Source organism: Chryseobacterium sp. CBTAP 102, from assembly GCF_003201365.1.
Lineage (GTDB): Bacteria > Bacteroidota > Bacteroidia > Flavobacteriales > Weeksellaceae > Chryseobacterium > Chryseobacterium candidae.
On record NZ_QICX01000002.1, the window covers coordinates 68,169 to 88,934 of the forward strand.

The following is a 20,766-nucleotide window of genomic DNA, read 5'->3' on the forward strand; positions in this document are numbered from 1 at the left end:
TAATGATTAGAATTTAAGTCCACCTTCTCTCGCTCCATCAGCAAGAGCTTTCACTCTACCATGGTAAACGAATCCGTTTCTGTCAAATACAATACTTTCAATTCCTGCAGCGATAGCTTTAGCAGCGATAGCTTTACCAACAGCAGCAGAAACTTCAGTCTTAGTACCTTTAGCGTCTACACCTTTTTCTCTAGAAGAGGCAGATACTAAAGTTTTACCATTTTTATCGTCGATTAACTGAGCGTAAATTTCCTTATTACTTTTATATACAGATAATCTTGGCAATTCAGAAGATCCAGAGATTTTCCCTCTTACTCTTCTTTTGATTCTTATTCTTTTTTCTAATTTACTTAATGCCATAATACTTATAATTTATTAAGCAGATTTACCAGCTTTACGTCTAACAATTTCTCCTACGAATCTTACACCTTTTCCTTTGTATGGCTCAGGCTTTCTGAAAGAACGGATCTTTGCAGTAACCATTCCTAGAAGTTGCTTGTCGTGAGACGCTAAAGTAATAATTGGGTTTTTACCTTTTTCAGTCAATGTATCAACTTTTACTTCACTTGGAAGTTCCAATACAATACCGTGAGAGAATCCTAAAGCTAACTCAAGTTTTTGACCTGAGTGAGAAGCTCTGTATCCTACCCCTACTAGTTCTAGTTTCTTTTCGAAACCTTCTGATACACCAACGATCATGTTAGCGATCAACGCTCTGTATAAACCGTGAAGCGCTTTGTGTTGTTTAGAATCAGATGGTCTGTTTACGTTAAGTTCACCATCTTTTTGTTCTAAAGTAATTCCTGCTGTAAGCTCCTGAGAAAGTTCTCCTTTAGCTCCTTTTACAGTTACTACACCGTTGTTTTCAGTGATTGTAACTCCTGCTGGAATTGTTATAATTGCTTTACCAATTCTTGACATTTTCCTGTGATTAAAAATTAATAAACATAGCAGATTACTTCACCGCCTACTTTCTCTTCTCTAGCTTTCTTGTCAGTCATTACTCCTTTAGAAGTAGAGATGATAGAAATACCCAAACCGTTTAGTACTCTTGGAAGCTCAGCTGAACCTTTGTACTGTCTCAAACCTGGTCTAGAAGCTCTTTGGATAGACTTGATAGCCGGTTTGTTAGTTTGCTTATCGTACTTTAAAGCGATTTTGATCACTCCCTGAACAGCGTTATCTTCAAACTTGTAGTTTAAGATATACCCTTGATCAAATAAGATCTTAGTAATCTCCTTTTTGATTTTCGATGCAGGAATTTCCACCACTTTGTGGCCTGCGCTTTGTGCGTTCCTTACTCTTGTTAGGAAATCTGAAATTGGATCTGTTACCATTTTTCTTTTATAAATTATTGGTTAAAGAACAATCAGTATTGAAAAGACTTGAAGATTAAAATATCAGACTTCAGAAATCTTCGGTCTGATATTTTTATTCTTTAGTATCCTGACAACTTAATTGTCCCGATTTTTAATTAGTAATTATTACCAACTAGCTTTTCTTACCCCTGGGATAAGACCGTTGTTTGCCATTTCTCTGAAAGTTACTCTGGAAATACCGAACGTTCTCATGTATCCTCTTGGTCTACCTGTTAGTTTACATCTGTTGTGTAATCTTACAGGAGAAGCATTTTTAGGCAATTTTTGAAGTCCTTCGTAATCACCAGCTTCTTTAAGAGCTTGTCTTTTAGCAGCGTATTTAGCAACCAGTGCTTCTCTTTTGCGCTCACGCGCTTTCATTGATTCTTTAGCCATTTCTTAGTTCTTTTTAAATGGTAAACCGAAGTGAGTTAATAATGCTTTAGCTTCTTTATCTGTTTTCGCAGTAGTAACGAAAGTGATATCCATCCCCTGGATTTTTTTCACTTTGTCAATTACGATTTCAGGGAAGATAATCTGCTCAGTAATACCTAAGTTGTAGTTACCTCTACCATCGAAACCATCAGCTTTGATACCAGAGAAATCTCTGATACGTGGTAAAGCAGAAGCAGTAAGTCTGTCTAAGAATTCATACATCTGATTTCCTCTTAAAGTAACTTTTGCACCTACAGGCATACCTTTTCTCAATTTGAAAGCAGCTTCGTCTTTCTTAGAGATTGTACCAACAGCTTTTTGACCTGTGATATTTGTAAGCTCTTCTACAGCATAATCAATGATTTTTTTGTCTGCAGTAGCATCACCTAAACCTTGTGATACAACGATTTTCTCTAATTTAGGTACTTGCATTACTGACTTATACCCGAATTCTTCCATCATTGCAGGAACAATTGTCTCTTTATATGCTTTTTTGGGTCTTGCTATATATTCCATGTTAATTCAAATTATAAAGTTTCACCCGTTTTTTTGTTAATTCTTACTTTCTTATCTCCTTCGATTTTGTAACCGATTTTGATAGCTTTTCCGTCTTTACCAACTAAAGCTACGTTTGAGATATGAATAGAAGCTTCCTTTTCAGTAATTCCTCCCTGAGGATTAGAAGCTGAAGGCTTAACGTGTTTTTTAACGATGTTAAGTCCTGCAACGATTACTCTTGGGTCTCTACCTTCTTTCTTGATCACTTCAATAACTTCACCAGTCTTACCTTTGATATCTTTCTTACCAGTAGTAATGATGACGTTATCTCCTCTTTTTATTTTTAACTTTGACATTTCTTTTAAAAATTTTTAAAATTAAAGTACTTCAGGAGCTAATGAAATGATTTTCATATATTCTTTGTCTCTCAACTCACGAGCAACTGGTCCGAAAACACGCGTTCCTCTCATTTCTCCCGCTGCGTTTAGTAATACACAAGCATTGTCGTCGAATTTGATGTATGAACCATCTTTTCTTCTTACAGCTTTTTTAGTTCTTACTACTACAGCTTTAGATACCTGACCTTTTTTAGCGTTTCCAGATGGCGTAGAATCCTTGATCGTAACAACGATTTTATCACCAACTGAAGCATATCTTCTTCTGGTTCCTCCCAGAACTCTGATCACTAGTACTTCTTTAGCACCTGTGTTATCAGCAACTTTTAATCTTGATTCTGTTTGTAACATTATTACTTAGCTTTTTCAATGATTCTTACTAATCTCCATCTCTTGCTCTTGCTCAAAGGTCTAGTTTCCTGGATCAAAACTGTATCACCTTCTGTGCATTCGTTGTTCTCGTCGTGTGCAGTATATTTTTTCGTTTTCAAAACGAATTTACCGTACATCGGGTGCTTTACTCTTGTAGTTTCGCTAACAACAATAGTTTTTTCCATTTTATTGCTGGAAACCACTCCGATTCTTTCTTTTCTTAAATTTCTATCCATTGTAAAATGAAATTATTGTTTGTTAGTTAACTCAGTATTTAGTCTAGCGATTGTTTTTCTCAAATCTCTGATTTGAATCGGGTTTTCAATTGGGCTGATTGCATGAGCCAATTTCAATTTAGAATATTGAGCTTTTGCTTCAGTTAATTGAGCTTGAATATCACCCGCGCTTAAATTTTTAATATCAGCTTTTTTCATTGTATTCAAAGATTAAAGAGGTTTAACAAAATCGTTAGCAACGATGAATTTAGTAACTACTGGTAATTTTTGTGCAGCAAGTCTTAAAGCTTCCTTAGCGATATCGTAAGGCACACCTCCAACTTCGAACATAATTTTACCTGGTTTTACTACAGCTACCCAGTATTCAACAGCACCTTTACCTTTACCCATACGTACTTCCGCTGGTTTCTTAGTAATTGGCTTATCCGGGAAGATTTTGATCCATAGTTGACCTTCTCTCTTCATATATCTTGTCGCAGCGATACGAGCTGCTTCAATCTGTCTTGCAGTGATCCAAGCTCCTTCCGTTGCTTTGATCCCAAAAGTTCCGTATGCAAGTTGACTACCTCTCTGGGCATTCCCCTTCATCTTCATCTTATGAACTCTACGGAATTTGGTTCTTTTTGGTTGTAACATAATTTCTAAATTTTAGATTTTAGATTTTAGATTTTAGATTTTTTTTATTTTAAAAAAGTAACGGTAATTTAAAATTCAAAATTTCTAATCTAAAATTTTAATTATTATTGTTATTGTTGTTGTTTTTTCTAGGTCTTCTGTTGTCTCTGTCTCCTCCTCTGTTTCCTCTGTCTGACTGACCTCCTTTTTTCTGTTGTCCCACTAGTGGAGAAAGTTCTCTTTTACCGTAAACTTCACCTTTCATGATCCAAACTTTTACCCCTAGTCTACCGTAAGTAGTGTGAGCTTCTGCCCAGTGGTAATCGATATCAGCTCTGAAAGTTGACAATGGAATTCTTCCTTCTTTGAAAGATTCTGATCTTGCCATCTCAGCTCCGTTTAATCTACCGGAGATTTGAACTTTGATACCTTCAGCACCCATTCTCATAGTACTTGCCATTGCCATTTTAACAGCTCTTCTGTAAGAAATTCTGTTTTCAATTTGCTTAGAAATACTATCAGCAACTAATACAGCGTCTAATTCAGGTCTTTTGATTTCGAAAATGTTGATTTGAATATCCTTACCAGTCAATTTCTTCAACTCTTCTTTCAATTTATCAACTTCCTGACCTCCTTTCCCGATGATAAGTCCCGGTCTAGCAGTAGTAATAGTTACTGTAACTAATTTTAAAGTTCTTTCAATATAAATTTTTGAAATACCACCTTTAGATAATCTAGCTTCAAGGTATCTTCTGATTTTGTAGTCTTCAGCGATTCTGTCTCCATAATCGTTTCCACCAAACCAGTTAGAATCCCATCCTCTGATGATACCTAATCTGTTACCAATTGGATTTGTCTTCTGTCCCATACCTTGATTAATTTTCTTTGTTACCTAAGATTAATGTAACGTGGTTAGATCTTTTTCTGATTCTATACCCTCTACCTTGTGGAGCTGGTCTTAGTCTCTTCAATTGTCTTGCACTATCCACAAATATTTCTTTAACGATAAGGTTTGCTTCCTCAATGTCAGCACCTTCGTTTTTTACTTGCCAGTTAGCCATAGCAGAAAGAAGTAATTTCTCTAACTTGTTAGAAGCATCCTTCTTAGAATATTTTAGGATATAAAGTGCTTTGTCTACCTGCTCTCCTCTAATGATATCAGCAACTAATCTCATTTTTCTTGGAGAAGACGGGCAATTATTTAATGAAGCTTTTACAACGTCTTTGTTAGCTTCTTTTCTTGCGATTGAACTATCTTGTTTTCTTGATCCCATGATTATCTGCTTCCTTTGTTTTTGTTACCACCATGACCTCTGAAAGATCTTGTTGGAGAAAATTCGCCTAACTTGTGACCAACCATGTTTTCTGTAACGTAAACAGGGATAAAAGATTTCCCGTTGTGTACAGCAATAGTTTGTCCTACGAAGTCCGGAGAGATCATAGATGCTCTAGACCAAGTTTTGATAACTGTCTTCTTACCAGACTCTATATTTGCCTGAACCTTCTTATCTAAAGTATGATGAATGAACGGTCCTTTTTTAAGTGATCTTGCCATAATTATTTTCTTTTAGATACGATGTAACGGTTAGACACTTTGTTTTTCTTTCTAGTTTTGTAACCTTTAGCCGGTTTACCGTTTCTAGATCTTGGGTGACCTCCTGAAGAACGTCCTTCACCACCACCCATTGGGTGATCTACCGGGTTCATTACAACCGCTCTTGTTCTTGGTCTTCTACCTAACCATCTGCTTCTACCAGCCTTACCTGATACAGTTAATTGGTGATCTGAGTTGGAAACAGAACCAATCATTGCCATACATTCAGTAAGGATCATTCTTGATTCTCCTGAAGGTAACTTGATGATTGCATATTTCCCATCTCTGGAAGTTAATTGAGCTGAAGAACCAGCACTTCTTGCTAAAATTGCACCTTGTCCAGGCTTCATTTCAACACAAGAGATTACAGTACCCAATGGAATATTTTTCAATTTCATTGCGTTACCTACGTTTGGTTCAACGCTTTCTCCTGATACTACTTTCTGATCAACTTTGATACCGTTTGGAGCGATGATATATCTCTTCTCTCCGTCTGCGTACTCTAATAAAGCGATAAATGCAGTTCTGTTTGGATCGTATTCTACAGATTTTACAGTGGCTTCAACGTTTGCTTTGTTTCTTTTGAAGTCAATAATTCTGTATTTCTTTTTGTGTCCACCTCCGGTGTAACGCATGGTCATTTTACCTGTTTGGTTACGTCCACCTGACTTTTTAATACCAACTGTTAGAGATTTCTCTGGTTTGTTGGTAGTAATTTCCTCAAAATTGTTTACAATTCTGAATCTCTGTCCCGGGGTGATAGGTTTTAATTTTCTAACAGACATTACTATTATTTATAATTAATAATTAATTTACAGCAAAAATATCGATAACCTCACCTTCAGCAAGTTTGATTACCGCTTTTTTCAATTTATTTGTCTTTCCTACTTGAAGACCTTTTTTAGTGTATTTTGAAGAAACCTTCGGAGCATAAATCATTGTGTTAACGTCTGCTACTTTTACACCGTAAGCCGCTTCAACAGCTTTTTTGATCTCGATTTTATTCGCCTTAGGATTCACTAAGAAAGAATAAGAACCTCTTAAATCTGTAAGGTAATTAGCCTTTTCTGAAATAACTGGTTTAATAATAACTGACATGATTTATTTCTTTAAATTTTCCTGGAATTTTTCAACTGCACCTTCAAAGAAAATAATCTCACCAGCGTTTACTAAATCGTAAGAACTGATCTCGTTGAAGTTCATTACTTTAGTTTTAGGCAAGTTTCTTGAAGATAAATATACATTCTTGTTAGCTTCAGGAAGAACGAATAAAGATTTTTTACCGTTAAGTTCCAATGCATTCAATACATTGATGAAATCTTTAGTCTTAGGAGCATCAAAGCTCACATCTTCTAAAACTTTAATGCTGTTGTCTCTCATTTTCTGAGATAAAACAGATTTCTTAGCTAATCTCTTAAGAGCTTTGTTCAATTTGAATCTGTAGTCTCTTGGTTTTGGTCCGAATACTCTACCTCCACCTCTGAATACCGGAGATTTGATATCACCGTATCTAGCAGATCCTGATCCTTTTTGCTTCTTAAGCTTTTTAGTAGAAGCCGTAATTTCGCTTCTTTCTTTTGCTTTATGAGTACCTTGTCTTTGAGCAGCAAGATACTGTTTAACTTCTAAGTAAACCGCGTGCTGATTTGGCTCAATTCCGAATACTGTTTCGTCTAGAGTTACTTTTCTTCCGGTCTCTTTTCCTGATGTATTTAATACTACTAGTTCCATTTTCTGATAATTACATAAGAATTTTTAGCTCCCGGAACAGCACCTTTTACTACTAAAAGATTTTGTTCTTGATCAACTTTTAACACTTGAAGGTTTTGAACAGTTACCTGCTTACCTCCCATTCTTCCAGCCATTCTCATCCCTTTGAATACTCTTGAAGGGTCTGAACCAGCACCGATAGAACCTGGAGCTCTAAGTCTGTTGTGCTGACCATGAGTTGCCTGCATTACACCTCCAAATCCGTGTCTTTTAACAACACCCTGGAAGCCTTTACCTTTTGAAGTTCCTGTTACGTCAACATATTCACCTTCAGCGAATAAATCAACTTTTACCTCTTCTCCTACTTTTACTTCATCAACGAATTCTCTGTAGAATTCAACTAATTTAGCTTTAGGAGCAGAACCAGCCTTTTTAAAATGGCCAGCTAACGCTTTACCAACGTTCTTCTCACTCTTGTCATCGAAACCTAACTGAACAGCTTTATAACCGTCTTTTTCTAAGGTTCTGACCTGTAAAACCGAGCATGGACCAGCTTGAATAACTGTACAAGGAATGTTTTTCCCTTCTTCGTTAAACAAAGATGTCATACCGATTTTTTTACCAATAATACCTGACATTGTTTATATTATAATAAAATTTATCCTTTATTTTTCCCATTTTTCGGAGGTCTGAAGCAATTTCTACTTTTGATATAGGCATACTACGCCCCTAAAATGAGTGTGCAAATTTATGAATAATTTTGTAACTGACAAATATTTCGACTAAAATATTTTGATTTTTAATCAATTAGATGATTTTGAAAAAATCCAGAACAAAATTCCCAACAATTTATTTTGATTTTTAAAAAGAAATTAAGATGAAGACCTTACTGCGTGATCACCTTCACCCCCACTTCTTCCAGCCCAGCTCTATCCTCAGCACAAATACCACTATCTGTTATAAGATAATCCACCTGATCCAGTGCCGCTATCTTTCCGAATCCTTTCTTATTCAATTTTGAAGAATCCGCAAGAATCACCGTCTGATCAGCACACTCCATCATAATCTGATTCAAATGAGCTTCTGCAGCATTAGAAGTACTGATTCCGAACTCAGTATCAATTCCATCTACTCCCAGAAAAAGTTTATTACATGAAAATTGTTTTAGAATTCCTTCTGAAATAGAACCCACTATAGAAGTAGAGCTTTTTCGCACTTCACCTCCCAGCTGTATAATATTAATGTTGGGATTATTGCAAAGTTCAATAGCAACCCGTAAAGAAGAGGTCAATACCGTAAGCGGTCCAAAATTCACCAGCATCCTGGCAAGATAATGCATGGTTGTTCCGGATGCCAGTATAATGCAGTCATTTTCCTGAATCAATGACAGCGCTGCTTTTGCTATAACCTGCTTTGCTTCTACATTGATACTCTCTTTCTCCCCAACATTTTTTTCATAAGCATATCTTACCTGCTTACTCGCTCCTCCATGATTCCTGAAAAGAAGCCCCAGACTTTCGAGATAGTTCAGATCCTTTCGGATCGTAACCGAAGAAACATTGAGCTTTTCACATAGATCCTGAACAAGCACATATCCTTTCTCATCAAGCTCTTTAAGTATTTCATCCTGCCTTGGTAATAGCTTTTCCATTTTATTCGTTTCATCAAAATTATCGATTTTTTCCGACATGCTAAAATTTCATTTATTTTCTTTTTGCTTTCATTTTTAATTTATATATTTGAAAACGAAACATAAACGAAACATTTATGAAACGAAACGAAGAACTCAATAAATTAACCCAAGTAAAAGAATGGGACTTTATAGTCATAGGAGGAGGAGCCAGTGGTTTAGGTTCAGCATTAGATGCAGTAAGCAGAGGATTCAAAACATTATTGCTAGAATCTCATGACTTTGCAAAAGCAACATCCAGCAGAAGTACCAAACTGGTACACGGCGGAGTTAGATATCTCGCTCAGGGAGATGTCGGATTGGTAAAAGAAGCATTGAAGGAAAGAGGATTACTAGCAAAGAACGCAGCTCATATCGTAAAAAATCAGTCTTTCATCATTCCAAACTATACATGGTGGGGAGGAATTTACTATAAAATAGGATTATCTGTTTATGACTTTCTTGCCGGAAAACTGAGCCTGGGTAAAACGAAATACATCAGCAAAGCGAAAACAGTTGAAAAGCTTCCCACTATTGAACAAAATCACTTAATGAGTGGTGTTGTTTACCAGGACGGACAGTTTGACGATGCCCGACTTGCAATCAACCTTACCCAAACTATTATTGAAAAAGGGGGAAGTGCTGTTAACTATGTAAAAGTAATTAACCTTTTGAAAGATGCTTCCGATAAAGTAATAGGTGTAGTTGCAGAAGACAAGTTTTCTAAGCAGCAATATCAGATACACGGTAAAGTAGTCATCAACGCTACCGGCGTATTTACGAATGACATTCTTAATATGAACAACCCTAAGCATGGTAAACTTGTAGTACCAAGCCAGGGAATTCACCTTGTGCTGGATAAATCCTTCCTGAAAAGTGATGATGCTATCATGATCCCGAAAACATCTGACGGCAGGGTTTTATTTGTTGTTCCGTGGCATGACAGGGCTTTAGTAGGAACCACAGATACTCTTTTAAAGGATGAAAGCTTTGAACCCCGTGCACTGGAAGAAGAAATCAGCTTTGTTTTAAACACAGCAAGACAATATTTAGCAAAAAAGCCCACGCGTGAAGATGTAAAATCTGTTTTCGCAGGTCTTCGTCCGCTTGCAGCTCCTAAAGACGGAAGCAAAAGCACAAAAGAAGTTTCCCGAAGCCACAAAGTCATTACTTCAGAGACAGGATTAGTTTCTATTATCGGAGGAAAATGGACTACCTACCGTAAAATGGCAGAAGACACCGTAGACGAAGCTATTAAAGTTCACAGATTGGGAAATACTCCATCAAAAACAGAACATCTTTCTATCCATGGAAATGTAAAACCCGAACAGGTAGACAGAACCAATCATCTGTACGTGTACGGCTATGATATTCCAGCCATCAGAAAATTACAGGAAAGCAACCCGCGTTATGCTCAAAAGATCCACCCGGATCACCCTTTCACGGTAGCAGAAGTGGTATGGGCTGTAAGAGCAGAAATGGCAGAAACCATTGAAGATATTCTGGCAAGAAGAGTACGCTTACTGTTCCTCGATGCAAGAGCTGCTATAGACAGCGCTCATAATGTAGCAAGAATCATTGCTGAAGAGAAAGGTTATTCTGAAGAATGGTCTCAGCAGCAGGAAAATGAATTTATTGAACTGGCAAAAGGATATTTATTAACACCTTATTCCCCTAAAGTTATCAACCTAAATTAGCACTATATACATGAATGAAAAGCTTATCCTCGCTCTAGATCAGGGAACAACTTCCTCCAGAGCGATTCTCTTCAACCATAGTGGAGAAATTAAGTATGTATCTCAGAAAGATTTCAGACAGATATTTCCTACTCCGGGTTGGGTAGAACACGACCCCAACGAAATCTGGTCTTCACAGATATCCGTAGCCGCAGAAGTTATTGCAAAAGCAGGTATCTCCGGACTGGAAGTTGCCGCTATCGGAATTACCAACCAACGTGAAACTACCATCGTCTGGGATAAAGAAACCGGTGAACCTGTCTACAATGCTATTGTATGGCAGGACCGCAGAACTTCAAAGTATTGTGACGAACTGAAAGAACAGGGGCATACAGAAACAATCAAAGAAAAAACAGGACTTGTTCTGGATGCTTACTTTTCAGCAACCAAGTTAAAATGGATCCTGGACAATGTAGAGGGAGCAAGACAAAAAGCTGAAGAAGGAAAACTATGTTTCGGAACAGTTGATACATGGCTTGTATGGAAACTGACCCGTGGAAAAATGTTTATCACAGACGTTTCCAATGCGAGCAGAACAATGCTTCTGAATATTCATACTTTAGAATGGGATAATGATTTATTAGAATTATTCAACATCCCTAAAAACATTCTCCCCGAAGTAAAGCAAAGCAGCGAAATATACGGAGAGACTGCTACTACTCTATTCTCTACCAAAATTCCTATTGCAGGTATTGCCGGTGACCAGCAGGCTGCCTTATTCGGACAGATGTGTACCACTCCCGGAATGGTAAAAAACACTTACGGAACAGGATGTTTCTTATTAATGAATACAGGAACGGAAGCCGTTTCTTCCAAAAACAATCTTCTAACAACCGTAGCCTGGAAAATCAATGGAGAAGTCAACTATGCTCTTGAAGGAAGTGTATTCGTAGGAGGCGCAGCTATTCAATGGCTGAGAGACGGCCTTAAGCTAATTCGTTCTTCTGATGAAGTAAATAGATTGGCTGCTTCTGTACCAGATAATGGTGGCGTTTACTTTGTACCTGCGCTGACAGGTCTTGGCGCTCCTTACTGGGATCAGTACGCCCGTGGAACAATTGTAGGAATCACCCGCGGAACAACTGATGCACATATTGCAAGAGCCACCCTGGAAGGAATTGCATTTCAGGTTTATGAAATTGTAAAAGCGATGGAAGCAGATTCAGGAAGAGCAAGTCTTGAATTAAGAGTAGACGGCGGTGCTTCTGCCAGCGATCTTCTGATGCAGATACAGTCTGACCTGTTCGGTTTCAAAACCACAAGACCTAAAACACTTGAAACAACAGCATTAGGAGCAGCTTATCTTGCCGGACTAGCTGTAGGATACTGGAAAAGCATTGACGAAATCCAGGAACAATGGATTGTAGACAAAGATTTCCATCCTCAATTAAACAGAGAACAAGTGGATAAAATGACCCACTTCTGGAAGAAAGCTGTAAAAAGCGCTCAAAGCTGGATAGAAGATTAACTCACTTATCAAAAAAAAACTTATATGACCCCATTTATTGCAGAAGTTATCGGAACGATGCTTCTTATACTGTTAGGCAACGGTGTTGTAGCCAATGTTGTCTTGAAAGATACGAAAGGAAATAATTCCGGATGGATTGTTATCACTACCGCATGGGCACTGGCCGTATTTGTGGGGGTAACCGTTGCAGGACCAATAAGTGGGGCCCATCTGAATCCGGCTGTAACCATTGGTCTTGCAACTGCAGGAAAGTTTTCGTGGGATCTGGTTCCCTCTTATATTGCAGCCCAAATGATCGGCGGAATGCTGGGTGCATTTTTAGTATGGCTGTTTCATAAAGATCATTTTGCCATCACGGAAGATGAAGGCGCAAAACTGGCATGTTTCAGTACAGGCCCGGCGATCAGAAAAACATCATCCAATCTTATCAGTGAGATTATCGGAACATTTGTACTGGTATTCTGTGTCTTCTATTTTGCCAATCCAAGCATTACTTTACAGGCAGATCCAACGGCTAAAGTAGGATTAGGTTCTATTGGAGCAATCCCCGTTACATTTGTAGTCTGGGCAATAGGCTTATCTCTTGGAGGAACTACCGGATATGCCATTAACCCGGCAAGAGATCTTGCGCCAAGAATCATGCATACCATTTTGCCTGTAAAAGGAAGCAGTGACTGGAGCTACGCATGGATTCCGGTAGTAGGTCCGATTACAGGAGCTATTATCGCAGCAGTACTATATGGATTTTTAAAATAAACACATGATGAGAAAAATCTTAAAAGGGATCTTCTTTCTTGTTTTAGGAACAGGAAAGCTACTTTCACAGGAAAATACTGAACCCAAGGCAACGAAAGAAGGAAGACTTGATTTTACGGCCAACATTCAGAACAATCACTTATGGAGAGGTCTTATTATTACTGATAAACCTGTTGTAATGGGAAATCTGTCGTATGCCCTAGATGAAGAGAAAAAATGGAAGGTAGGAATCTGGGGAGCATCTGCACTGGCGGATGATAAAGACAACACCCATTATAAAGAGATCAATTATTATATTCAATATTCTGACGGTCGTTTTTATATCGGGTTATGGGATCTTTATAACTCCAGGAACATCAATACTGCAGTAGCTGCAGATGATATTTTCAGTTATTCACAGAGAAGAACTGCTCATATTATTGATTTAAGAACCAACTATACTTTCGGGCCGTCATTTCCGATCAATATTGAAGCTGATATCATGCTGTACGGAGGAGCCAATGCAGGAGAAGTTATTCTTGAAGCTGACGGAAGCTACAAAAAGAACAGATATTCTACCTATGTGCAGGCAAGCTATCCTGTTATTAAGGGACAGAAAGTAAATCTGGATGCATTTGTAGGAGCCGGATTTGCTCTCAATGACAAAACGTTTTTATACGGCAATGGCCAAAACAGCTTTGACATCGTAAATGTAGGCGTAAAAGCCGGAAAAACTGTTAAGATTACGGATCATTACAGTCTTCCGGTATCCATGATGGCCATGTGGAATCCATCCAATAAGTTTGCAAGGATTCAGCTTGCAGCCACCGTTTTTTAATCTGATTTGAACTCAATGATAAAAAGCCACTTCTTTAAGGAGTGGTTTTGTTTTGATGAAACACCTTCCAGCCAAAGAAAGTAAACCGTTTTGCAACTCCATTATCCAGGCCTTCTATTTGATAATTTACAACAACCGTGTTTTTACAATGAATGTTTTCCTTAAAAATCTTTACTTTTGAAAAAATATCTATGAAAAAGTTTTTCAGTGTAATGATTCTGTGCATCAGTATTTTTACATGGGCACAGCAGACAGAAGTTCCATTTATTGGATACAGAGCTTTTGATATTATGAAAGGATATAGCGGTACTGGTACTCCTCATTATTATCTGGATCTAAAAAACAATGGTGATGTGCATTTTGGATACGTCCAGGTGAATCAGGCGAGCGGAGAAGAAACAACGGAGGAAATCAATGCCGGAAAATATGCTCCGAATAAGGTAATGAAAGTGGTCTTTAAAAAATATGAGGAAACATTTTTCGTGAAATTTGATAAAGATAAAATCTACCTTACCGATGAAAAAGGAAACGTTAAGAATCTTGAAGGCTGCTGCTCATCCACTGAGAGCATCAATAAAGAAACCTGTACATGCGAAAGCGAATTTTTAAAGTAGTACAATAATATACAAAGAAATCCATTCCATCCGGGGTGGTTTTTTTGTTGTGAGATATCATCCTGAAATTGCAAAAGGATACTATGATAATTTTCCGTCTGCAAAAACTTTATACATTTGTTACAGTTCATCTTCATATAGTCGAGTCTCATTCTCCAATCACCGGGATTTTACGGTATATATTCTGCCAAAATATCTTTAATTTTGAAAAGTCATTTTCACCGATGAAAAATTTAAAAATTTTATTTCTATTTCTTTTGTTCCTTATTGCGTCATGCAACAGGAAAGAGAATCATCCTTACACTTTTTATTACTGGAAAACCAAACTGAAGCTTGATAATGCAGAAAAGAAAGCATTGGATAAAGCAACAGTTCCTTATTTGTACACCAGATTCTTTGATGTAGATAAAGTGAACGGAAAATTTCAGCCGGTAGCAGTGATTACCAAAGACCAGAGTTTTCAGACAGGCAAGAAGATCGTTCCTACGGTTTTTATTACTAATCAGACCTTGTTGGATATCTCTGCAGAAGAGATCCGATTTCTGGCAGAAAGCATTCACCTTTTAATTCAAAAGAAAGCAGAAGAATATCACCTGAAAACCAATAATGAAATTCAGATCGACTGCGACTGGACCGCCGGAACACGAAATGATTATTTTAAATTTCTGAAAGAACTCAAAAGAATTTCCGGAAAAGAAATTACCTGCACTCTACGTCTTCATCAGGTGAAAGATAAAAAGCAGACCGGAATTCCTCCCGTCGGGAAAGTATACCTGATGTGCTACTCTACTTCGTCACCTCTTGAAAACTCTGATAAGAATTCTATTCTGGATGTCAATATTCTGAAAAGTTATCTTTCGAAAATAGAAGATTATCCTGTCAAAAATATTGAAGTGGCACTTCCGATTTATTCGTGGGGAATTGTTACCAATCATTTGGGTAAACATAAACTGATTAATGCATTATCCAAAAAAGATCTGGAAAACTCCGATTTTAAAAAGATTTCAGATCACGAAGTTGAAGTTTTGAAAGACGGATTCTACTTCGGAAGTTATTTGAATAAAGGTTTCAAAATAAAGGCAGAGGAAATATCTGAAGAACAACTTAATGATGTTTTTGGTTTTTTACAGAAAAAAATCCCGCATTTTAATATCATTTATTATCAATTAGATAGTAAATTTGTGTCAGACCGGAAATTTTAATCTCTAAGAGATAGAGGCACACTTGCCAGAACACTACATCATACAATATTAAAACTAAAAAAACACTGCACACCCTATGAAAAAGTATATTCTTTCACTTGCGGTTGTATCACTTTTCTATACACAATCTGATGCCTGCGCGTGGTCAGATCCTGATTATGATTACTTCAACCTTTTTACGCAAACCATTATCAAGGACAAGGCTTATCTTCCTTTTCTGCATAATTACTCAAGCAGGTTTTATGGAGGATATAACTCAGCACTGATTCCTGATGACAATGTGGAAACATGGAAAAAGTTCTTCAACAATCAGCTGAGCTATTCTGAAACCCAGAATCTGGTGTATAAAATAAGCATGAACGACCTGAATGCTTTAAAGAACGGAAATCCTTCCAACCCTCTTTTACAAAAACTGGGCACCGACTTTTACCAGAAATATAAGGAAGGAATTGATTATCTGATTGAGGCCAAGTATCTTGAGCCTTTTATGAGCATCAATTATATAGAAAGTGAAAACTCATTCTATTACGACAGAGATACGAGCAGAAAAAATGCTACAGCTCTTGATTACAATAAAACGATCGCTGCTTTAACCTCATTATACAATGCGGCGAGAAATCCTGAAATCAAACAGCGTTACGGATATCAGCTGGTACGTCTGAATCATTATACAAGAAATTACGATTCTGCCGTGCAGGCTTTCAAGACCTATGTTGCTCCCATCAAACTAAAAGGAACAGTTTACTTCATGTCTCTGGACCAGCTGGCAGGAGCACAAAGAGGACTGGAAATGAACAGTGATGCCAACTGGAACTTCTTTCAGGTATTTATGAACAGCAAAGACCGTAAGGAATCTGCTTTTGTCTCGATGAAACTTTCAGACACCGCATCTTTCAGCAATATTCTGAAAAGAGCCAATACGAATGAAGAAAAAAATATGGCTTATTTCCTGTTAGGATACGAGGAATTCAACAATCCTGTTCCGATGATGGAAAAGATGTATGAAATTGATCCTGATTCCGAAATTCTGAAGGTAATGGCCGCCAGAAGTATCAACGAACTTGAAAGAAGTTATCTGCCTACCTATTACTATACTTCCGATGCTCAAAAAGCAGCTACTAAAGAAAATTCAACGGATAATTCCGCAAAAGATAAATCTACAGATCAAACAAAAACTGAAGGAAAGGAAGAAAAACTTTCTTTCTGGCAGAAAATTGTAAGATTCTTTAAAAATCTTTTCGGAGGTTCGAAATCTGACAAAACTGGCGATAATGCTAAAGCTGACCAGAGTGATGACGAGCTGTTCAGCAACCCGGACAGAATCCCTTTCTACACCAGAACAGGTTATTATTACGACGAAAAAACGCAGGACTTCCTGGACAGCCTTGAAAAGTTCACAGATAAAACAAAAGAAAAGTCTAAAGACGAATACTGGCAGATTGCAGATGCTTATCTTAAGTTTTTAAAGAAAGATTATAAACAAAGTTCTGAAATTCTGAATGACATTAAAACGACCAATCCGGAATACCTGGAAGAAATCAAAAGAATGAAAGTTCTGAATGATATTGTTTCCCAGCCGAAAATTGATGCGGAGTATGAAGATCATCTGATGAAAGACTATGCGGAATACTTCGTAGAGAAAAAGGTAGAAAAAGATACAACAGCTGCAGCTCAATTCGATTATTATGGTGAAGTACCTTCTACAGCGGATTTCCTTAAGGATGTTATTGCGAACCGTTACTTCCTTCAGGGTGAAGACGGAAAATCATTCCTGATGAATAATAAGCTTTCGGACCTGCAGTACAATCCGAATTCCAGTCTGGTAAAAAGCGTGGAAGAGTTTTACAGGAAGCCTGATAAAACCCAGTTTGAGCAGCAGATCATCGCGAAAAACATGGACAGTGTAGGTAATATCGATGCCTTCTTCAGTAACATTTATGGAGACAGAGCAATGAGACTTGCCGATTTTGAAAAAGCAAAAGCTTATTATGAAAAAGCAAAAAGCTTCGCAGGTATTCCAAGACAGAATTATGAATGGACAGAAAAGAATGGCCAGACCATCACTCCAAAACAATATGCTCCTGCAGAATACAACGGATTTAAAAATATCTCCAATCTTGTCTTCGGACATAATGTGTGGGAAAGTTTTGGAAGCCCCGATACCGAAAGTATGAAAGCTGAAAATTATACAGATTTCCCTTTCATCAAAACAAGTATGGACAAACTTGAGCTGGCAGATGCATTGATTCAACTGAAAAAGATTGGAAACGGCACAGGTGAAAAGGCAGCAAAAGCTAATCAGCTTATCGGAAACTTATTGTACAATACTTCTATTTTAGGGTATTACCGTCAGTTGTTCGTTATGGATATCGACAACAGCAACGGAGGCAAATATGATTTCTGGAATACGGACAGAAAGAATCCTTACAAGTATTATTATAAAAACTTCCTTGATACTTCTTATATTGAACCAGATAATTTTGACCTGTCAATCAATTATTATCAAAAAGCACTTAAGCTTTCCAATAATAAAGAGGAAAAAGCAAGAATCTTATTCCAGATGGCAAGTGCTGAACAGGGTAAATATTATCAGTATGAAGCAAAAGCACCAAAAGATTTTGATTATTCTGATCCGAAATGGTCTGAAAAAGAAGATGCCCGCCAAAAGGAAATGGACAATCTAAAAAACCAGAAGTACAGAACCTATTTTGCTCAGCTGAAAGCTCACTATTCCGATACCGAGACAACGAAGAACTTAATGGGAAGCTGTAGTTATTTTAATTATTTTATGAGATAATTTTGTCACAAATAAAAAAATAAAGGATCATATTGATTCTTTATTTTTTTATAAGTGGATTGAAAAAATTCATAAAACTTTGATCAAGATCTTTCGCCAATTTTATAGATCCCAAGGTATTGATGTGCTCCTTATCATAGTAAAAAACGGTATCATTAATATAAGGGGCGGTCTCGAATATTCTGCTTTTAGAAACATCATATACATATACATTTTTATATTTCTTAGAGAGATCATTTAAAAACAGATTGTCACTCTTATTATATAAAATGTCATATTCAAATTTATTTTTCCTGATAAAACTATTATTAATTCTCAAAGGACTGTGATCCAGCTTAGGAAAACTCTTGATAAAAATTATTTTCTGATCGCCATTCAAATTAGCAACCATTTTTTCTAAAGAACTTTTTAAAGACGGAACCCTTGTATAACCTATACTATTGATAATAATAACTTTATTTTTCTTAATATTTTCCGTTGTTGCATTGGCAAGCTTTCTCGAATTTTCGTAAAAAAACAGATCTTTTTCAGGAATTTCTGATTCATTAATTCCTTCTACGGCAGGATATCCGTCGCACGTAATAGTATTATACGAAAAATGATGCTTCTTACCAAGATAATTCAGAAAAGGCTTTAGCATCAGGGCATGGCTGTCACCAATTAAAAGAATGCTGTCATTTTTAGAAATATCACCAAACTTTTCTACCTGCCCATCATAATGAGATTTTATCCCAAAAAATGCTTTGGAATAATATTCCGGAATTGCATTTACTTTAGTGATAACCGGCAGAAAATAAGTATACAATAGAAGAACAGCCGTTGCCGGAAGAAAGATTTTATAAAATAATTTAGACTTTGCAACCCGTAATTTTGTTTCAATAAAAGTGTATGACAGATAAGATAAGATAAAAGTGGCCACGCAGACAATAAAAATTTGTGTGACAGAAAAATCATAAGTATCGAATTTATACCTGATAAATGCCATCACCGGCCAATGCCATAAGTATAAAGAATAAGATAATTCGCCAATATAAACGGGAATTCTTTGTCCTAAAAAATCGCTAACCATATTATTCTTTAAGCTTAATAATCCCGCAGCCGCAATACACGGAACCAATGCTAATATACCCGGAAAATTACTGTTTTCGTTAATCACAAATGAGCAAACCGCTAATACAACAACACAAAATACAGCGATAATATTTTGTTTTTTCCTTTTTATTAAATCTAAATTTCCAAGGCTGATACTAAAAAACGAACCTACCAAAAACTCCGGAATTCTAGCCGAAAGAGAGAAATAGGTATGGCCTTTACTATTCCAGAAAATGAGTTTGTAAGTGGTGTATAATGATAAGAAAATGATTAAACCCAAAATAAACGCAGGAAGATACTTTTTATTGATAAAAATAAGCAGCAAGGGAAGGAAAAAGTAAAACTGCATTTCTACAGATAAGGACCACGTGTGCAGCAATGGGTTTTCGACCATCTTGGCACCAAAATATGAATTACCCGCAAAAAAATGATTATTCGAAATAAATATTGCTGATTTTAAGATCGACTGTTTCAGGGTATTAATATCAACAGACATGTAAATATAGCTCCCGACAAGGCTGATACAGAGCAAAACAAAAAAATAAACCGGCACTATTCTCTTTAATCTTTTTGAATAAAAATCAATAAAACTAAATGTTTTTTTTTCTTTTTGATGAAGAATAATAGAAGTCATAAGGTAGCCTGAAATGACAAAAAAAACGTCAACCCCAAGAAAACCTCCCGGCAGCCATCCTGAATTTAAATGAAATATAAAAACAAGTAAAAAGGCCACTGCCCTCAGACCCTGAATATCACTCCTAAAATGCATCCGCAAATATAAATATTTATATCAACATTTTACTATTCGAATTTTTTCTGTCGAAAAATTGATTTAAATGTAAATTATTACTTATTTTAATCATTACATGATTTGAAATATTTCATAAACAAAAATTCAGTTTATTTTATGTTTTAACTTCGGTATTTGAGCCATTCTTCATGTTTTCTTTTAAAGAAATCATATTTGTAATCCTGATTTCGCTGTGCGGCATCAATAGAATGGGAAGTATGAATATCTGCATCTTTTTTGGCAAGCTCTCCCAGCCTTTCATAGTAGATATGGAGCTGATCCAGTTCTGCTTCTGTAAGGTCTTCAATATCCACAATACGATTGCTTGCTTTTTCGTGAGCCGCAATAAGTTCATTGAGTTTAATCTGTATGGCTTTGGAGTCTTTGTTCTGAGCTTTCTGAATCAGGAATACCATCAAAAAAGTAATGATTGTAGTTCCGGTATTGATTACCAGCTGCCAGGTTTCGGAATAATCAAAAAAAGGTCCGGTTACCGCCCATAGTAATACGATAAGAAAAGCTCCTATGAAGGCATATGGGCTTCCTGTAAATTTTACAGCCCAGTTTGAAAATTTCTCAAAAAAGCTATGGTTCATTTTTCCCATCATCGTT

At 36.7% G+C, this 20,766-nt stretch carries 26 protein-coding genes and 1 pseudogene; 7 read left to right on the forward strand and 20 right to left on the reverse strand.

Features of this window, described 5'->3' with window-relative positions; genetic code table 11:
• Window positions 1-6: 6 nt before the first annotated feature.
• From rplR to C8D70_RS03720, 18 genes are all read right to left on the reverse strand, one after another.
• Window positions 7-360, reverse strand: coding sequence for a 50S ribosomal protein L18 (rplR, locus tag C8D70_RS03635; protein WP_002983242.1), 354 nt, complete (start codon window positions 358-360; stop codon window positions 7-9).
• A gap of 15 nt (window positions 361-375) precedes the next feature.
• Window positions 376-921 carry a 50S ribosomal protein L6 gene (rplF, locus tag C8D70_RS03640; protein WP_076596995.1) on the reverse strand — a complete coding sequence of 182 codons (546 nt, stop codon included), beginning with the start codon at window positions 919-921 and terminating at the stop codon, window positions 376-378.
• 17 nt (window positions 922-938) lie between these two features.
• Window positions 939-1,337: a 30S ribosomal protein S8 gene (rpsH, locus tag C8D70_RS03645; protein ID WP_002983236.1), complete on the reverse strand. Its 399-nt coding sequence runs from the start codon at window positions 1,335-1,337 to the stop codon at window positions 939-941.
• A gap of 147 nt (window positions 1,338-1,484) precedes the next feature.
• Window positions 1,485-1,754: a 30S ribosomal protein S14 gene (rpsN, locus tag C8D70_RS03650; protein WP_002983233.1), complete on the reverse strand. Its 270-nt coding sequence runs from the start codon at window positions 1,752-1,754 to the stop codon at window positions 1,485-1,487.
• A 3-nt stretch (window positions 1,755-1,757) separates the two neighbouring features.
• On the reverse strand, window positions 1,758-2,309 hold the full coding sequence (gene rplE / locus C8D70_RS03655; protein WP_034694682.1) for a 50S ribosomal protein L5: 552 nt from the start codon (window positions 2,307-2,309) through the stop codon (window positions 1,758-1,760).
• Window positions 2,310-2,320: 11 nt separating this feature from the next.
• Complete coding sequence (gene rplX, locus C8D70_RS03660) at window positions 2,321-2,647, reverse strand: 50S ribosomal protein L24 (RefSeq protein ID WP_047427597.1); 327 nt, start codon at window positions 2,645-2,647, stop codon at window positions 2,321-2,323.
• Window positions 2,648-2,668: 21 nt separating this feature from the next.
• The gene (gene rplN / locus C8D70_RS03665; RefSeq protein WP_002983226.1) at window positions 2,669-3,037 is read right to left on the reverse strand and encodes a 50S ribosomal protein L14; all 369 of its coding nucleotides are present in this window, start codon (window positions 3,035-3,037) and stop codon (window positions 2,669-2,671) included.
• A 2-nt stretch (window positions 3,038-3,039) separates the two neighbouring features.
• Window positions 3,040-3,294 (reverse strand): 30S ribosomal protein S17, encoded by a 255-nt coding sequence (gene rpsQ, locus C8D70_RS03670; protein WP_027371715.1) that lies wholly within the window; start codon window positions 3,292-3,294, stop codon window positions 3,040-3,042.
• Window positions 3,295-3,306: 12 nt separating this feature from the next.
• Window positions 3,307-3,492 (reverse strand): 50S ribosomal protein L29, encoded by a 186-nt coding sequence (gene rpmC / locus C8D70_RS03675; protein WP_027381309.1) that lies wholly within the window; start codon window positions 3,490-3,492, stop codon window positions 3,307-3,309.
• Window positions 3,493-3,504: 12 nt separating this feature from the next.
• On the reverse strand, window positions 3,505-3,930 hold the full coding sequence (gene rplP, locus C8D70_RS03680) for a 50S ribosomal protein L16 (protein WP_076596996.1): 426 nt from the start codon (window positions 3,928-3,930) through the stop codon (window positions 3,505-3,507).
• Window positions 3,931-4,027: 97 nt separating this feature from the next.
• Window positions 4,028-4,777, reverse strand: a complete 750-nt coding sequence (gene rpsC, locus C8D70_RS03685) for a 30S ribosomal protein S3 (RefSeq protein WP_034694675.1) — start codon at window positions 4,775-4,777, stop codon at window positions 4,028-4,030.
• Between the two features lie 7 nt (window positions 4,778-4,784).
• Window positions 4,785-5,183, reverse strand: coding sequence for a 50S ribosomal protein L22 (rplV, locus tag C8D70_RS03690; protein WP_002983214.1), 399 nt, complete (start codon window positions 5,181-5,183; stop codon window positions 4,785-4,787).
• A gap of 2 nt (window positions 5,184-5,185) precedes the next feature.
• On the reverse strand, window positions 5,186-5,464 hold the full coding sequence (gene rpsS / locus C8D70_RS03695) for a 30S ribosomal protein S19 (RefSeq protein WP_002983209.1): 279 nt from the start codon (window positions 5,462-5,464) through the stop codon (window positions 5,186-5,188).
• Between the two features lie 2 nt (window positions 5,465-5,466).
• A complete protein-coding gene (gene rplB / locus C8D70_RS03700; protein WP_027381305.1) occupies window positions 5,467-6,288 on the reverse strand; it encodes a 50S ribosomal protein L2 in 822 nt (273 codons plus the stop codon).
• 22 nt (window positions 6,289-6,310) lie between these two features.
• Complete coding sequence (gene rplW, locus C8D70_RS03705) at window positions 6,311-6,601, reverse strand: 50S ribosomal protein L23 (RefSeq protein ID WP_002983204.1); 291 nt, start codon at window positions 6,599-6,601, stop codon at window positions 6,311-6,313.
• Between the two features lie 3 nt (window positions 6,602-6,604).
• Window positions 6,605-7,234 carry a 50S ribosomal protein L4 gene (rplD, locus tag C8D70_RS03710; protein ID WP_034694672.1) on the reverse strand — a complete coding sequence of 210 codons (630 nt, stop codon included), beginning with the start codon at window positions 7,232-7,234 and terminating at the stop codon, window positions 6,605-6,607.
• On the reverse strand, window positions 7,225-7,851 hold the full coding sequence (gene rplC, locus C8D70_RS03715) for a 50S ribosomal protein L3 (protein ID WP_002983195.1): 627 nt from the start codon (window positions 7,849-7,851) through the stop codon (window positions 7,225-7,227). The genes rplD and rplC overlap by 10 nt, the downstream gene beginning before the upstream one ends.
• A gap of 248 nt (window positions 7,852-8,099) precedes the next feature.
• Window positions 8,100-8,864 carry a DeoR/GlpR family DNA-binding transcription regulator gene (locus C8D70_RS03720; protein ID WP_110366596.1) on the reverse strand — a complete coding sequence of 255 codons (765 nt, stop codon included), beginning with the start codon at window positions 8,862-8,864 and terminating at the stop codon, window positions 8,100-8,102.
• Window positions 8,865-8,980: 116 nt separating this feature from the next.
• Here C8D70_RS03720 and C8D70_RS03725 point away from each other — a divergent pair, with 116 nt between their 5' ends.
• The 7 genes and pseudogenes from C8D70_RS03725 to C8D70_RS03755 all read left to right on the forward strand — a co-directional run bounded on the left by C8D70_RS03725 (window position 8,981) and on the right by C8D70_RS03755 (window position 18,272).
• On the forward strand, window positions 8,981-10,579 hold the full coding sequence (locus tag C8D70_RS03725) for a glycerol-3-phosphate dehydrogenase/oxidase (RefSeq protein WP_110366424.1): 1,599 nt from the start codon (window positions 8,981-8,983) through the stop codon (window positions 10,577-10,579).
• A gap of 10 nt (window positions 10,580-10,589) precedes the next feature.
• Complete coding sequence (gene glpK / locus C8D70_RS03730; protein WP_110366425.1) at window positions 10,590-12,086, forward strand: glycerol kinase GlpK; 1,497 nt, start codon at window positions 10,590-10,592, stop codon at window positions 12,084-12,086.
• Between the two features lie 21 nt (window positions 12,087-12,107).
• Window positions 12,108-12,842, forward strand: a pseudogene (locus C8D70_RS03735) (MIP/aquaporin family protein); the annotation flags it as partial.
• Between the two features lie 4 nt (window positions 12,843-12,846).
• The gene (locus C8D70_RS03740; protein ID WP_110366426.1) at window positions 12,847-13,659 is read left to right on the forward strand and encodes a hypothetical protein; all 813 of its coding nucleotides are present in this window, start codon (window positions 12,847-12,849) and stop codon (window positions 13,657-13,659) included.
• Between the two features lie 191 nt (window positions 13,660-13,850).
• Complete coding sequence (locus C8D70_RS03745; protein ID WP_110366597.1) at window positions 13,851-14,273, forward strand: hypothetical protein; 423 nt, start codon at window positions 13,851-13,853, stop codon at window positions 14,271-14,273.
• Window positions 14,274-14,497: 224 nt separating this feature from the next.
• Window positions 14,498-15,475: a hypothetical protein gene (locus tag C8D70_RS03750; RefSeq protein WP_110366427.1), complete on the forward strand. Its 978-nt coding sequence runs from the start codon at window positions 14,498-14,500 to the stop codon at window positions 15,473-15,475.
• 76 nt (window positions 15,476-15,551) lie between these two features.
• On the forward strand, window positions 15,552-18,272 hold the full coding sequence (locus tag C8D70_RS03755; RefSeq protein ID WP_110366428.1) for a hypothetical protein: 2,721 nt from the start codon (window positions 15,552-15,554) through the stop codon (window positions 18,270-18,272).
• 40 nt (window positions 18,273-18,312) lie between these two features.
• On the opposite strand, the gene C8D70_RS03760 is transcribed toward C8D70_RS03755, so the two are convergent.
• Both C8D70_RS03760 and C8D70_RS03765 read right to left on the reverse strand, forming a co-directional pair.
• Window positions 18,313-20,133, reverse strand: a complete 1,821-nt coding sequence (locus C8D70_RS03760) for an acyltransferase family protein (protein WP_110366429.1) — start codon at window positions 20,131-20,133, stop codon at window positions 18,313-18,315.
• A gap of 143 nt (window positions 20,134-20,276) precedes the next feature.
• The gene (locus C8D70_RS03765; protein ID WP_410493703.1) at window positions 20,277-20,762 is read right to left on the reverse strand and encodes a low affinity iron permease family protein; all 486 of its coding nucleotides are present in this window, start codon (window positions 20,760-20,762) and stop codon (window positions 20,277-20,279) included.
• Between the last annotated feature and the right edge of the window lie 4 nt (window positions 20,763-20,766).

Excerpts from the sequence above, each read along its gene's own strand:
- rplR (WP_002983242.1), bottom strand. The coding sequence starts at position 360 with ATGGCATTAAGTAAATTAGAAAAAAGAATAAGAATCAAAAGAAGAGTA.
- rplF (WP_076596995.1), bottom strand. The coding sequence starts at position 921 with ATGTCAAGAATTGGTAAAGCAATTATAACAATTCCAGCAGGAGTTACA.
- rpsH (WP_002983236.1), bottom strand. The coding sequence starts at position 1,337 with ATGGTAACAGATCCAATTTCAGATTTCCTAACAAGAGTAAGGAACGCA.
- rpsN (WP_002983233.1), bottom strand. The coding sequence starts at position 1,754 with ATGGCTAAAGAATCAATGAAAGCGCGTGAGCGCAAAAGAGAAGCACTG.
- rplE (WP_034694682.1), bottom strand. The coding sequence starts at position 2,309 with ATGGAATATATAGCAAGACCCAAAAAAGCATATAAAGAGACAATTGTT.
- rplX (WP_047427597.1), bottom strand. The coding sequence starts at position 2,647 with ATGTCAAAGTTAAAAATAAAAAGAGGAGATAACGTCATCATTACTACT.
- rplN (WP_002983226.1), bottom strand. The coding sequence starts at position 3,037 with ATGTTACAAACAGAATCAAGATTAAAAGTTGCTGATAACACAGGTGCT.
- rpsQ (WP_027371715.1), bottom strand. The coding sequence starts at position 3,294 with ATGGATAGAAATTTAAGAAAAGAAAGAATCGGAGTGGTTTCCAGCAAT.
- rpmC (WP_027381309.1), bottom strand. The coding sequence starts at position 3,492 with ATGAAAAAAGCTGATATTAAAAATTTAAGCGCGGGTGATATTCAAGCT.
- rplP (WP_076596996.1), bottom strand. The coding sequence starts at position 3,930 with ATGTTACAACCAAAAAGAACCAAATTCCGTAGAGTTCATAAGATGAAG.
- rpsC (WP_034694675.1), bottom strand. The coding sequence starts at position 4,777 with ATGGGACAGAAGACAAATCCAATTGGTAACAGATTAGGTATCATCAGA.
- rplV (WP_002983214.1), bottom strand. The coding sequence starts at position 5,183 with ATGGGATCAAGAAAACAAGATAGTTCAATCGCAAGAAAAGAAGCTAAC.
- rpsS (WP_002983209.1), bottom strand. The coding sequence starts at position 5,464 with ATGGCAAGATCACTTAAAAAAGGACCGTTCATTCATCATACTTTAGAT.
- rplB (WP_027381305.1), bottom strand. The coding sequence starts at position 6,288 with ATGTCTGTTAGAAAATTAAAACCTATCACCCCGGGACAGAGATTCAGA.
- rplW (WP_002983204.1), bottom strand. The coding sequence starts at position 6,601 with ATGTCAGTTATTATTAAACCAGTTATTTCAGAAAAGGCTAATTACCTT.
- rplD (WP_034694672.1), bottom strand. The coding sequence starts at position 7,234 with ATGGAACTAGTAGTATTAAATACATCAGGAAAAGAGACCGGAAGAAAA.
- rplC (WP_002983195.1), bottom strand. The coding sequence starts at position 7,851 with ATGTCAGGTATTATTGGTAAAAAAATCGGTATGACATCTTTGTTTAAC.
- C8D70_RS03720 (WP_110366596.1), bottom strand. The coding sequence starts at position 8,864 with ATGGAAAAGCTATTACCAAGGCAGGATGAAATACTTAAAGAGCTTGAT.
- C8D70_RS03725 (WP_110366424.1), top strand. The coding sequence starts at position 8,981 with ATGAAACGAAACGAAGAACTCAATAAATTAACCCAAGTAAAAGAATGG.
- glpK (WP_110366425.1), top strand. The coding sequence starts at position 10,590 with ATGAATGAAAAGCTTATCCTCGCTCTAGATCAGGGAACAACTTCCTCC.
- C8D70_RS03740 (WP_110366426.1), top strand. The coding sequence starts at position 12,847 with ATGATGAGAAAAATCTTAAAAGGGATCTTCTTTCTTGTTTTAGGAACA.
- C8D70_RS03745 (WP_110366597.1), top strand. The coding sequence starts at position 13,851 with ATGAAAAAGTTTTTCAGTGTAATGATTCTGTGCATCAGTATTTTTACA.
- C8D70_RS03750 (WP_110366427.1), top strand. The coding sequence starts at position 14,498 with ATGAAAAATTTAAAAATTTTATTTCTATTTCTTTTGTTCCTTATTGCG.
- C8D70_RS03755 (WP_110366428.1), top strand. The coding sequence starts at position 15,552 with ATGAAAAAGTATATTCTTTCACTTGCGGTTGTATCACTTTTCTATACA.
- C8D70_RS03760 (WP_110366429.1), bottom strand. The coding sequence starts at position 20,133 with ATGCATTTTAGGAGTGATATTCAGGGTCTGAGGGCAGTGGCCTTTTTA.
- C8D70_RS03765 (WP_410493703.1), bottom strand. The coding sequence starts at position 20,762 with ATGATGGGAAAAATGAACCATAGCTTTTTTGAGAAATTTTCAAACTGG.